The 12,769-nt window shown below is 62.1% G+C and carries 11 protein-coding genes; 9 read left to right on the plus strand and 2 right to left on the minus strand.

Features of this window, described 5'->3' with window-relative positions; all coding sequences use genetic code 11:
* The first annotated feature begins 113 nt into the window (after window positions 1-113).
* The 6 genes from hisD (at window position 114) to cuyB (ending at window position 6,566) form a co-directional block, all read left to right on the plus strand.
* Window positions 114-1,430 (plus strand): histidinol dehydrogenase, encoded by a 1,317-nt coding sequence (hisD, locus tag BOH68_RS07080; RefSeq protein ID WP_103751434.1) that lies wholly within the window; start codon window positions 114-116, stop codon window positions 1,428-1,430.
* A gap of 9 nt (window positions 1,431-1,439) precedes the next feature.
* Window positions 1,440-2,648 (plus strand): DegT/DnrJ/EryC1/StrS family aminotransferase, encoded by a 1,209-nt coding sequence (locus tag BOH68_RS07085; RefSeq protein ID WP_077376964.1) that lies wholly within the window; start codon window positions 1,440-1,442, stop codon window positions 2,646-2,648.
* A gap of 168 nt (window positions 2,649-2,816) precedes the next feature.
* Window positions 2,817-3,755, plus strand: a complete 939-nt coding sequence (locus BOH68_RS07090; protein WP_200019655.1) for a TRAP transporter substrate-binding protein — start codon at window positions 2,817-2,819, stop codon at window positions 3,753-3,755.
* A 136-nt stretch (window positions 3,756-3,891) separates the two neighbouring features.
* Window positions 3,892-4,449, plus strand: coding sequence for a TRAP transporter small permease (locus BOH68_RS07095; RefSeq protein WP_077376958.1), 558 nt, complete (start codon window positions 3,892-3,894; stop codon window positions 4,447-4,449).
* Window positions 4,450-4,453: 4 nt separating this feature from the next.
* Window positions 4,454-5,734 carry a TRAP transporter large permease gene (locus BOH68_RS07100; RefSeq protein ID WP_077376955.1) on the plus strand — a complete coding sequence of 427 codons (1,281 nt, stop codon included), beginning with the start codon at window positions 4,454-4,456 and terminating at the stop codon, window positions 5,732-5,734.
* Between the two features lie 112 nt (window positions 5,735-5,846).
* A complete protein-coding gene (gene cuyB, locus BOH68_RS07105; RefSeq protein ID WP_077376953.1) occupies window positions 5,847-6,566 on the plus strand; it encodes a cysteate racemase in 720 nt (239 codons plus the stop codon).
* A 156-nt stretch (window positions 6,567-6,722) separates the two neighbouring features.
* Here cuyB and BOH68_RS07110 read toward each other — a convergent pair whose 3' ends face one another.
* Window positions 6,723-7,634, minus strand: a complete 912-nt coding sequence (locus tag BOH68_RS07110; protein ID WP_077377442.1) for a helix-turn-helix domain-containing protein — start codon at window positions 7,632-7,634, stop codon at window positions 6,723-6,725.
* 156 nt (window positions 7,635-7,790) lie between these two features.
* Here BOH68_RS07110 and BOH68_RS07115 point away from each other — a divergent pair, with 156 nt between their 5' ends.
* Together BOH68_RS07115 and BOH68_RS07120 are read left to right on the plus strand one after the other, a co-directional pair.
* Entirely contained in the window at window positions 7,791-9,035 is a 1,245-nt protein-coding gene (locus tag BOH68_RS07115) for an MFS transporter (RefSeq protein WP_077376950.1), read from the plus strand.
* A 140-nt stretch (window positions 9,036-9,175) separates the two neighbouring features.
* A complete protein-coding gene (locus BOH68_RS07120) occupies window positions 9,176-11,140 on the plus strand; it encodes a bifunctional 2',3'-cyclic-nucleotide 2'-phosphodiesterase/3'-nucleotidase (protein WP_077376947.1) in 1,965 nt (654 codons plus the stop codon).
* 165 nt (window positions 11,141-11,305) lie between these two features.
* Here the strand turns inward: BOH68_RS07120 and BOH68_RS07125 are convergent, their stop codons facing one another.
* The gene (locus BOH68_RS07125) at window positions 11,306-11,611 is read right to left on the minus strand and encodes a hypothetical protein (RefSeq protein ID WP_077376944.1); all 306 of its coding nucleotides are present in this window, start codon (window positions 11,609-11,611) and stop codon (window positions 11,306-11,308) included.
* A gap of 177 nt (window positions 11,612-11,788) precedes the next feature.
* Here BOH68_RS07125 and BOH68_RS07130 point away from each other — a divergent pair, with 177 nt between their 5' ends.
* Window positions 11,789-12,631, plus strand: a complete 843-nt coding sequence (locus BOH68_RS07130; protein ID WP_240704136.1) for an alpha/beta fold hydrolase — start codon at window positions 11,789-11,791, stop codon at window positions 12,629-12,631.
* Window positions 12,632-12,769: the final 138 nt, after the last annotated feature.

Genomic DNA, 12,769 nt, shown 5'->3' on the forward strand with positions numbered 1-12,769 from the left:
AGTGATGCGTCCCGCCTGAAGGTCACGATGTGACTGACGCATCCCGTAACGACACGCTCCCGGCCCGGGTGGCAGGGGAGCGTGATGATCACAGCAGTTTTCGGGGAATCACAATGACAATCAGACACCTCAAGCTGGCTGAAGCAGCCGACGGCGTGGCAGAGGAAGATCAGCGCACCACGGCCATCGTCCAGGACATGCTGCAGGACATTCGCTCGCGTGGTGAAGATGCCGTGCGCATGTATGCCGAGAAGTTCGACAACTGGAGCGGCGATTTCGTCCTCAGTGAAGAAAAGCTGGCCACGCTGATCGAGAGCGTGCCGCAGAGCGTCAAGGACGATATCGATTTCGCCCATCGCCAGATCCGTCGTTTCGCCGAAGCGCAGCGCGACAGCCTGACGTCCTTCGAGATCGAGACCGAGCCGGGTGTCGTGCTGGGTCAGCGCGTGCTGCCCATCGATGCCGCGGGTTGCTACGTCCCGGGTGGACGCTACGCGCATGCCGCATCGGCGCTGATGAGTGTCGCCACGGCCAAGGCCGCCGGCGTCAAGCACATCACGGCCTGTTCGCCGCCGCGCGGTGACAGCATCAATCCGGCGGTGGCCTACGCCATGCACGTGGCTGGCGCCGACCGCATCCTGGAAATGGGTGGCGTTCACGCGGTCGCCAGCATGGCCTTCGGCCTGTTCGGCGGCCGCGAAGCCGACATCCTCGTCGGTCCGGGCAATGCCTTCGTTGCCGAAGCCAAACGTCTGTTGTTCGGGCAGGTCGGTATCGACGTCTTCGCCGGCCCCACCGAATCGGCGGTGATCGCCGATCACACCGCAGACCCGATGACCATCGCGGTGGATCTCGTCTCCCAGGCGGAGCACGGCCCGAACTCGCCGGTCTGGCTGTTCACCACCAGTGAAGAGGTCGCGCGCCGCGTCATCGAGCTGGTGCCGCTGGTAGGCAACGACATGCCCAACGCCGAGGTCATCCACGCCGCCTGGCGCGACTACGGCGAAGTCATCCTTTGCGACACCCGCGAAGAAGTGGTCCAGATCAGTGATCAGTACGCCTGCGAACACCTGCAGGTGCTGTGTGAGGACCTGGAGTGGTGGAAGCAGAATCTCGGCAACTACGGCTCTCTGTTCCTGGGCGAAGGCAGCACCGTCACCCACGGTGACAAGTGTTCCGGCACCAACCATATCCTGCCGACCAAGCGGGCCGGTCGCTACTCCGGAGGCCTGAATGTCCACAAGTTCATGAAGGTACTGACTACCCAGCAGCTCAGTGCCGAAGCCAACCTCAAGTTCAGTGCCATCGGTTCGCGCATCTCGCGCACCGAAGGGATGGAAGGCCATGCGCGTGCCTGTGACTGGCGCCTCACCAAATACTTCCCCGAGCAGGATTGGGACTTCCCCGTCTATGCCCAGAAGCGTTACTGAGGAGGCCACATGCGTCGTTTTGCCAAGTCATTCACCCAGCAGGAAGCCATCTCCGACACCGCCATCGAGGCTGCCGTCGCCGTGATGCGCAGTGGTCGCCTGCATCGCTACAACCTGGCGGAAGGCGAGCAGGGCGAAACGGCGCTGCTGGAACAGGAATTCGCGGCGAGTCTGGGCATTCCCCATGCGCTGGCCTGTGCCTCCGGCGGCTATGCCCTGCAGCTGGCGCTGCGCGCCTGTGGACTCGAGGCCGGTGACAAGGTGCTGTGCAACGCCTTCACCCTGTCCCCGGTGCCCGGCAGCATCGTCGCCGCCGGTGGCGAGCCGGTGCTGGTGGACATCCTCGAGGACACCACCGTCGATCCGGAGGATCTGGCGCGTGCGGCCGATCAGAGCGGGGCCCGCTTCTTCATGCTCTCGCACATGCGCGGGCATATCGGCGACATGCACGCGATCATGCAGATCTGCGACAGCCGCGGCATCACGGTGATCGAGGATTGCGCGCATACCATGGGCGCCAGTTACGACGGCAAGCCCAGCGGCACTTTCGGCAAGGTCGGCTGCTACAGCACCCAGACCTACAAGCACGTCAATTCCGGTGAGGGTGGCCTGCTGGCGACTGCGGATGATGAGGTGATGCGACGCGCCATCATTCTCTCGGGCTCCTACATGCTGTACGACCGTCACCTGGCGGCGCCGGCCGCGGAGAGCTTCGCTGAGACGCGCCTGCAGACCCCCAACATGAGTGGTCGCATGGACAATCTGCGTGCCGCCATCCTGCGTCCGCAACTGGGAGAGCTGGCTGAGCGTCGCGAGCGCTGGAATGCCCTCTATGCCCGCATGCAGGACCGACTCGCGGCCATGGAGGGCGTCACGCCCATCCTGCGTGGCCCGCTGGAAGGCTACGTCGGAAGCTCCATCCAGTTCACGCTGGCGCAGTGCACCCACGAGCAGATTGCAGCCTTCATCGCAGGCTGTGAAGCGCGTGGGCTACCGGTGAAATGGTACGGCAAGCCGCTGCCGGAGGATTACACCAGTCGCTACGACAGCTGGGCCTATCTGGGCAGCCACCGTGCGGTGCCCAATGCCGACCGGGTGCTGGCGACACTGTGTGATCTGCGTCTTCCGCTGACCTTCGACGTCCAGGACTGTGAGGTGATCGCTGATTTGATTCAGGACGCTCTGCACAGCGCACGACCTGTCTCGACCGTCGCATGACGCCGCCTGGCGGCAGCGTATGACAGTGGTGAACCCATAACGATAACGCTTTGAAAGCCACATGATCTTCAATCCGCATGTTCTGGTGACAGGGCATGTGGACCCGCAACCAGTGGAGTAATAACAATGTTCAATAAAGCTCTCTTGGCAACCGCAGTGATGTTGGTGATGTCAGCGACCGCTCAGGCCAAGACCTTCAAGGTCGGCATGGGCGATCCGATGGATTCGGATCAGGGCGCGCTTGCACAGCGCTTCGAGGAACTGGTCGAGCAACTCTCCGATGGCGAGATGCAGGTGGAGTTGTTCCCGGGCGGTCAGCTGGGCTCCGAGACCGGCATGATCCAGGACACGCGCATCGGCAAGCTGGACTTCGCGCTGATCGGCGTCGGCAACCTGACGCCCTATGCGCCGCGCCTCGGCGCGCTCACCATGCCCTATGCACTGCGTAGCCATGCGGATGCCGTCAAGGCCACCACCGGCCCGCTGGCAGATGAATGGAACCAGATCGCCGAGAAGCAGGCCGGCGTCCACATCGTCAGCTGGCTGTATTCCAACTTCCGTTATCTGACCAACTCCAAGCGTCCGGTGACGTCTTTGGAAGACCTTGAGGGCCTGAAGATCCGTGTGCCGCAGAACAAGATCATGCTCGCTACCTATCAGGCCTGGGGGGCCAGCCCGATCAGCATGTCGTGGCCGGAAGTCTTCACCGGTCTGCAGCAGGGCGTGATCGATGGTCAGGACAACCCGGACATCGTCAACTACACGATGAAGTTCCAGGAAGTGCAGAAGTATCTGACCGAGGTCCACTACCAGTACTCCCTGCAGCCGATCGTCATGGGGGTGCGTACCTACAGCAAGCTGTCTGACGAGGAGCGCGAGATCATCGATCGCGCCGGTCTGGAAGCCCAGCTCTATGCGCTTCAATTCCAGCTGACCGAGGCCTCTCAGGCGCGTGCCGGCATGGAAGCGGAAGGGGTGCAGTCCGCCCAGCTGACCGACGAGGACAAGTGGATCAGCATCGCCAAGGAAAAGGTCTGGCCGCAGTTCTATGAGGAGATCGGCGGCAAGGAATCCTTCGACGAACTGCAGAAAGCATTGGGCCACTGAGATCGAGTGGTCGGGGGGCGCTTGCGTCGGCAGCGTGAATGACGCCTGAGCGCCCCTCGCTGCGTTCAATGCTCTCGAGCAGGGATACTCGCCAGTGCGGGTATCCCTCTCACAGTTCATCGTGAAGGAGGCTCGCATGTTGGCCAGATTGAACAATATCGAGGATTACGCCTGTCGTTTCCTGCTGGCGGTCTTCGTACTCCTGCTGTTTTCCCAAGTGGTATTGCGTGTCGTGTTCGGTATCGGCATGGCATGGATGGAGGAGCTGGCACGCTACGCCTTCGTCTGGTTCGTCTTCCTGGGGGCTGCACACGCGGCTCACCTGAGTGCCCACAATCGGCTGCAGACCCATATCAATCTGCTGCCGCGCAAGGTGGCCAACGCCATCCTGCTGTTCGTCGACCTCATCTGGGCGCTCTTCAGCCTGATCATCGCCTACAAGAGCCTGGATCTGATCGGGCTTCTCACCGAGTTTCCCTATGAGTCACCGGCGCTCGGCTGGTCGCTCGCCTACGTCTATTACATCTTCCCCGTGGCCTTCACCTTGATGGCCTTTCGCGTATTGCAGGTGCAGTTCCTCAAGCTGGTCAGAGGCATCGAGCCCGGCAACGTGGACGACGAGGAAGTGAAGCGCATCACGGAAGCGGCCCCGGATGCCGCCGATGACACCCGCACCGCCAAGATGGGAGGCTGATGCCATGGCCGCGACTATTCTGTTCTCTCTGTTCGGTGCACTGCTGTTTCTGGGCTCACCCATCGTCGTTGCCCTTGGGGTGGCGTCCATGGCGGTCTATGTCGTCAGTGGCGATGACATCACCTCACTGGTGGAGCTGGCGTTCTCGGCGATCAACTCCTTCCCGCTGATGGCGCTGCCGTCCTTCATCCTGGCGGGCGCCTTGATGGGCGATGCCGGTATCGCGCGGCGCCTGATTCGCATCGCCGAGGAGCTGGCGGGCCCGGCCGCAGGTGGCCTGGGGGCGGCGGCGGTGATGGCCTGCATGTTCTTCGGCGCCATTTCCGGCTCTGGCCCGGCGACCACGGCGGCCGTGGGCATGCTGGTGATTCCGGCGATGATCGAGCGTGGCTACGGCCGAAGCTATCCGGCGGCGATCACCGCCACGGCGGGTGGTCTGGGCGTCGTGATTCCGCCCAGCATGCCGCTGGTCATCTATGGCGTGACGGCCAATGAGTCGATTTCCGCGCTGTTCATGGCGGGCGTGATTCCGGGCATCCTGCTGGGCGCGGCGCTGATGATCGCCAACTACATCACCGCCAAGCGCAACGGCTATCAGGCCCAGGGCGAGCCGTATGACAAGGCGCGTGTCTTCAAGGTGCTCAAGGAAGGATTCTGGTCACTGATGGCACCGGTAGTCATCCTCGGCGGCATCTACAGCGGTCTCTTCACGCCGACCGAAGCCGCCGTCGTCTCGATTTTCTATGCACTGTTCGTCGGTGTCTTCATTCACAAGGAGTCCTCGCTGCTGGGCTTGAATGAAGCCTTCCAGAACACGACCTGGCTAACCGGCCGCGTGCTGATCATCATGTTCACCGCCACCGCCTTCGGTCGTATCCTGGTGGAGCATCACATTCCGGCCATGATCGCCCAAGGCATCCTCAACATCACCGACAGTCTGTGGCTGGTGTGGATTCTGGTGATCGCCTTCCTGTTGATCGTCGGCATGTTCATCGAAATCCTGGCGACCATCATGATCGTCACGCCGGTGCTGCTGCCGGTGATGGTGGAGCTGGGCGTGGACCCGGTGCACTTCGGGATCGTGCTGGTGGTCAGTCTGGGGATCGGCTTCTCGACCCCGCCGCTGGGCGAGAACATGTTCATCAGTTCCAGCATCGCCAACGTGTCCATCGAGAAGATTTCGGTGCGTGCGCTGCCGCTGGTCGGCACCATGGTGCTGATCGCCTTGCTGTTGGCCTTCGTGCCGCAGCTGACGATGTGGCTGCCGGACATGATGGGCTTCTAGCGGCGCAGCGGAGGGCAGTGGCTCGTCATCACGGTTCCTCGAGAGGATGCCGGCCACGTCGCCATCCTCTCGAACCTTGACCTTCAGTGAGAGTTTTGTCGGAGAACGACCAATGAGAAGCTCGCATGACGCCTCGGGCGCAGAACATATCGTCGTGGGCGTGTTGGGCGGCATGGGGCCGGATGCCACGGTGGCCTTCATGCAGCAGGTGATCCAGGCCACACCGGCCGAGGATGACATCGATCATGTGCACATGGTGGTCGACAACAATCCCAAGGTGCCGTCGCGCATCAAGGCTCTGCTGGAAGGGGGAGATGTCTCTCCGGGGCCTGCCATCGCGGAAATGGCCCAGCGACTGGAGGAGTCAGGGTGTGATTTTCTGGTCATGCCCTGCAACACCGCCCACTACTACTGGCAGGATGCGCAGGATGCCGTCTCGATTCCGGTGTGGCATATCGTCGAGCGCACTTTGGACCGGGTGGCGGCGCAGTGGCCGGGCGCACGTGTCGGCATGCTGTGTTCGCCGGCGCTGCGCAAGATAGGTCTTTACGAAGGCTTCATCGCGGCGCGTGGTCTATCGCTGGCCTATCCCCAGGATGAGGACGCGATGCTGGAGGTGATTCGCAGCGTCAAGAAAGGGCAGGTGAGTGATGACGCCGTCGGGGGAGCCTTCCGTCAGGCAGCCTCTGACCTGGTGGCGCAGGAAGCGGATGTGCTGGTACTGGCCTGCACGGAGCTCTCCCTCATCAGCCATCTCCTGGATGACCGGCTGCCGATCGTGGATTCCGTCGAAGCGCTGGCCGTGAGTGTCGCGCAGGCTGCCACCCAGTAAGCGTCGAGCACAGCGGTGGCTGTGTCCTCATTTGGTAGAGGGCGTTTCCAAGCGCTTGCCCATGCTCAAGTGGCGCCACGCTCAGGTAGCATCATGCAAAGACCCCGCGGCATCGTCATGGCGATGCGCGGGGTCTTCGCCCATGGGGGGGCGTAGTCACGCGTCGCCAATATCACTGCCCGAGCGGCGTTGCTCGCGCTCCTGCAGGTAGCGGGCAGGCGTGGTGCCGAGCAGCTTCTTGAACATGCTGATGAAGGCGTTGACGGACTGATAACCGACGTCTTCCGAGACGCGCTGCACGCTCATGCCCTCGGCCAGCAGGCGGATCGCCACCACCAGGTGGAGTTGCTGGCGCCAGCGGCTGAAGCTCAGGCCGGTGTCGCGCTGGATCAGGCGGGCGAGGGTGCGTTCGCTCATCGCCAGTTCGCTCGCCCACTCGGCCAGGGTGCGCCGATCATCCGGTGTCTTGATCAAGGCATCGCTGATGCGGGTCAGCCGCGGGTCTTCAGGCAAGGGCAGATGCAGACGTTCGCTGGGCATGCAGGCCAGTTCTTCCAGCAGGACATCGACCAGCCGCGCTGTCGGCCCCTGTTCAGGATATGGCTGGGGCAGCTCCGCCAGACGCAGCACCAGCTCACGCAACAGGGGCGAGATCGACAGCGTACAGCTGTGGCTCGGCATCTCGAGCGCTCCGGGCTCGATGAACAGGTGGCACACGCGGCCGCCACGGGTCAGGTGGTTGCTGTGGGGCAGGTTGCCGGGAATCCAGACGCCGCTGTGCGGCGGCACCATCCACAGCCCTTCCGGCACGCGGCTGGTCACGACGCCATGCAGGGCGATGACCAGCTGTCCCTTGCGATGCTGATGGATCGGGACTTCCATCACCTGTTGTCCGGTATCCACATGCAGGGCGCTGGCCGGAATCTCGTAGATGTCCGGGTCATGTTCGCAGACGCTGCTGGAGAAGGGCACGGAGGAGTGACCGCTGGCGACTCCCGACGATGAGGTTGCGTCTCGCGTGGCAAGGGAAATCGGCGTCGCGGACGTCTTTGAGGAGGTGGCTGACATGTCGGCTCGCAGATTGTCTGATTTCAGGTATCTGATGTCATGATGGCTCAATTCTGCAGCGATATTGGCGATTACGCTATCGTTAATCTGCGCGGGAATTCACCTCTGATGTGTCGTCCCGCTATCTGTCCGTTCCAAGTTCGCTGCGAGCGTCTCATGACTGAACTCTGCCACTCTTCTCCTGTTCGGCGATTGAGCCATCCTGCCGTGTTGATCGCCGGCATCCTGATGATTGCCATGAATCTGCGTGCGCCCTTTACCAGTATCGCGCCGTTGCTTGAGCGTCTGCAGGCAGCGCTGGGCTTCAATGCCACGGCGGCAGGGTTGCTGATGATTCTGCCGCTGTTGGCGTTCGTCGTGGTGTCCCCCTGGGTACCCCGTCTTGCACGGCATGTGGGGCTTGAGCGCAGTGTCTTCCTTGCCTTGCTGGCGATCGCCGCCGGCATCGTGCTGCGGGTGCAGGGCAACACGCTGGCGCTCTATGTGGGGATCGCCTTGATCGGGGCGGGCATCGCGGTGGGCAATGTGCTGTTGCCCAGTCTGGTCAAACGCAGCTTTCCCCGACACATCGCGCTGCTGACCTCTTGCTATGTGCTGACCATGGGCATCATGGCCGCCATCGCCTCGGCGGTGATGGTGCCGCTGGCGCAGGATAGTGCGGATGGCTGGCAGTTCGCGATGCTCATCGTGGTCATCCTGCCAGTGGTGACGATGGTGGTGTGGTGGCCACAGTTGTCGCATCGCTCCCTACCGACGGCGGCGAAGGAAGCCGAGAAGGTAGCCGAGAAGGGTGCCGCCCGGCCGGTGCGTCAGGCAGCCGTGTGGCACTCGCCACTGGCCTGGCAGGTGACGCTTTTCATGGGGATCAATTCGCTGCTGTTCTATACCGTCAACAGCTGGCTGCCGAGCATGCTGGCGGACAATGGCTTCTCGCCGGAAAAGGCGGGCTCGCTGCATGGTCTGCTGCAGCTGGCTTCGGCCTTGCCGGGATTGATTCTGGTGCCCCTGATGCCGCGCCTGAAGGATCAACGCCTGATCGCCTTCGCGACGCCTTGCATGTCGCTGGCAGGGTTCATCGGGCTGTGGCTGATGCCGGGGTGGGCGCTGGTGTGGGTCTTGCTGCTCGGTGCGGGGTCCGGGGCCAGCTTCATTCTCGCCCTGTCGTTCATGGGGCTCAGGGCGCGCGATGCCATGCAATCGGCGTCGCTGTCGAGCATGGCGCAGACCCTGGGCTACCTGCTCGCGGCCATGGGGCCGCCGTTGATCGGGGCGCTCTACGATCGGCAGGGTGACTGGCAGTTGGCATTGATGGTGTGTGCCTCCCTCAGTGTGCTGATGGCGGGAATCGGCTGGTTGGCGGGCAGGGACCGCCAGTTGCCTGAGGCGTCGGCATCTGAATAATGGAGCGTTGCCCTGAAGGGCCACAGGAACATCCCCCCATGACAAGGAAGTGAGAGATGGCGAATGCATCATCCGGAAGGAAAGGTCAGCCGGCCTCTGATACCAAAGAGGCTGCGGGGAACACCCGGCGTCCGCGTGCAATGCGTCGCCTGCGGGCAGCCATCCTCGGTCTGGCCAGCATTGGGGGTGTCGTGATGATCGCTCAGCCAGCCAATGCCGCGACGCTGTCACTGCGCGTGATCGAGACCACCGACATCCACGCCAACGTGATGGATTACGACTATTACAAGGACCGTCCCAGCGTGCGCATCGGCCTGGTGCGCGCGGCGAGCCTGATCCAGCAGGCGCGTTCCGAGGTGGTCAACAGCGTGCTGCTGGACAACGGAGACCTCATTCAGGGCAGCCCGATGGGCGATTACATGGCGGCGGAAGGTCTTGAGGAGGGTGATGTCTTCCCGGCCTACAAGGTCATGAATCAGCTAGATTACGATGTCGGCAACATCGGCAATCATGAGTTCAATTACGGGCTCGAGTATCTCGAACGGGCGCTTTCCGGCGCGCAGTTCCCTTATGTGAATGCCAACCTGCTGGACGCCACGACTGGCGAGCCGTACTTCACGCCTTATCAGATCACCCCCCATGCCTTCACCGACAGTGAAGGCAACGCTCAGACAGTGAAGGTCGGCTATATCGGCTTCGCGCCGCCGCAGGTGATGACCTGGGATCGCAAGCACCTCAAGGGGCGCCTGACGGCCGAGGACATCACCGAGAGCGCCAGGCGCTGGGTACCCGAGATGCGCCGGGCGGGCGCGGATGTGGTGATCGCCATCCCGCACTCCGGCATCTCGACCGACCCTTACCGGGTGATGGCCGAGAATTCGGTGTATTACCTTTCGCAGGTGGAAGGCATCGATGGCATTGCCTTCGGGCATGCCCATGCGGTCTTCCCCAGCGAGGAATTTGCCAAGGTGCCGGGGGCTGACATCGCCAGGGGCACCCTCAACGGGGTGCCGGCGATGATGCCGGGGCATTGGGGCAGCCATGTGGGCGTGATGGATCTTGAACTGAGCAATGACTCGGGCCAGTGGCGGGTGGTAAGTGGCCAGACAGAGGCACGCCCGATTCAGGTGGGTGGCGAGGCGCAGGTGGGGGAAGATGCCGAACTGGCGGCGTTGGTCGAGCATGAGCACGACGCCACGCGGGAGTACGTCAATCGCAGCATCGGCCGCGCCAGTGCGGCGATGAAGAGCTATCTGGCGCTGGTGCAGGACGACCCGACGATCCAGATCGTCAATCGTGCCCAGGCCGATTACGTCAAACGCTTCGTCGAAGGCGATCCGGACCTGGAAGGCTTGCCGATTCTTTCGGCAGCCGCGCCGTTCAAGGTCGGTGGCCGTCACAATGACCCGACCCAGTTCACCGAGATGGAGGCCGGCGAGCTGAGCTTCCGCAATGCCGCCGACCTCTATCTCTATCCGAATACGCTGGTGGCGCTCAAGGTTACCGGCAAGGAAGTGCGGGAATGGCTCGAGTGCAGTGCCGGGCAGTTCCATCGCATTGACCCGAATCTCGCCACGCCCCAGCCCCTGATCAACTGGGAAGGTTTCCGCAGCTACAACTTCGATGTGATCGACGGCGTCGAGTATCAGGTGGATGTCACGCAGCCGGCGCGTTATGACGGCAATTGCGCGCTGATCGACGCCGATGCCCATCGTATCCAGGGGCTTGCCTACGAGGGCGAGCCGGTCAAGGACGACGATGTCTTCCTGCTCGCGACCAACAACTATCGCGCCTACGGCGAGGACTTCCCCGGCACCGGAGAGTCGCATGTCGCCTTCGCGTCACCGGACGAGAATCGCAGCATTCTGGCCCAGTACATCTCGCGACAGACGCAGCAGCAGGGCGCGGTGGACCCTGCGGCGGATCACAACTGGCGTCTGGCCGCGATCGACACCGACACCCCGCTGGACATTCGCTTCACCACCGCCCCCGGCGAGGATGCGCAGCAGTTCATCGATGCCCAGGCGGTCTATCCGATGACGCTGGTGGATCAGGACGAGATGGGCTTTGCCCGCTATCGCGTCGGGCTGGACCGGATGCGATAGCCGAGGCAGCTCATTGTTGAGCACGTAGTTATTGGCCTGGATTCAGGTGGGAAAAAACGCCAGTCAGCGATTGCTGACTGGCGTTTTTTGTCGCCAGGCGCTACCCGCCATCTGTTTCACTATCCGCTTTCACTTCAATACTCTCGAGCGCAGTCTCACTGCGGATCACCGCCAAGGCGCGTGCAAGGCGATGCTCAGCAGCACACGTTTGCCGCGCTCGATGCGGCTGACGCTGTGTTCGTGAAGGTCGGGGCGGAAGAACACCACGCGGTCCGTGAGGCAAAAAATGCTGCCATCGGTCTCGAAGACACCGCCCTGGCGGGGCTTCTTGAGCACGATATTGAGCTTGTAGTAGCTGCCGCTACCCATCGGGTCGTTATGGCGCATCACGCTGTGGCCCTCGGGGTAGGTCACCAGATTGATGGTCAGGCGGCGAAGATCGAGCAGACTACGGTTGATGACACGGGCCATTGGGCTTTCCCTTTGAAGATTGCGGCTATTGAAACGTATTTTGAGTGATTGATCAAAAAAGAGGTTGAGTGATTGCTCAAAAATACGTACGGTGGCTCCACGTTCACGGCGCACAAGGTTCGGCAATCGAGATCGCCGAGGCCGTGATTGAGAATCGAGCAAGCAAGGAGGTCAGCAATGAGCCACGACAACGTGACAATGGAAGCCCTGGAAACCCGTTATGCGATGATCGAAGGTCACCGCATTGCCTATAAGGAAATGGGGGAAGGTCAGCCGCTGTTGTTGATTCACGGCATTCCGACCAACAAGCTGATGTGGCGCGATGTGATGCCGGAATTGGCCAGACATTACCGGGTCATCGCACCGGACATGCTCAACTATGGCGAGTCGGACATGCCGGTGGATGCTGATGTTTCCATCAATGCCCAGACACGCATCTTCATCAAGCTGATGGATGCGCTGGGTGTGGCAAGTGCGGATGTCGTCTCGCATGATATCGGTGGGGGTATCGGTCAGCTGATGGCGGTCAACCACCCCGAGCGCGTTCGTCGCCAGGTGCTGATCGACAGCGTGTGCTTCGATTCCTGGCCGATTCCGGAGTTCAAGCAGCTGCTGGAGCCGGGCGTCGAGGAAGCCACCAGCGTCGAGGAATTCATCAGCACCATGCGCGGCTTCATGCCCAGTGGTGTGCATGATCCGGCGGTGGCGACCGAAGAGATGGTCGAGCGCTACGTGTCCCAGTGGAACAGCGAGCAAGGCAAGGCAGCCTTCTTCCGCAACATGCGTCGTCTCAACAAGGAATACACCCAGGCCATTGCGGGCGAACTCAAGAATATCGAGATCGACACCCTGGTACTGTGGGGCGACAAGGACAACTTCCAGAAGCCGGATTACGCCCCGATGCTCACAGATGCCATCCCGGGTGCCGAGCTGATCTGGGTGAAGGACGCCGGTCACTGGGTGACGGATGAAAAGCCGCAGGATACCGTGCGCTATATCCTGGACTTCCTCGCCCGCTGAGGAGGAGCCCATCAGCCATCAGCGCAGTAAAATCTCACCCCATGATGGTGAATGAGCCCTGAACGACAATGCCCGGTCATATGGCCGGGCATTGTCGTTTCTACAGGTTGTTAAGCGCCGAAAAGTCCTGGTGTGGCC

The organism is Cobetia sp. MM1IDA2H-1, assembly GCF_002916775.2.
GTDB classification, from domain to species: Bacteria; Pseudomonadota; Gammaproteobacteria; order Pseudomonadales; family Halomonadaceae; genus Cobetia; species Cobetia marina.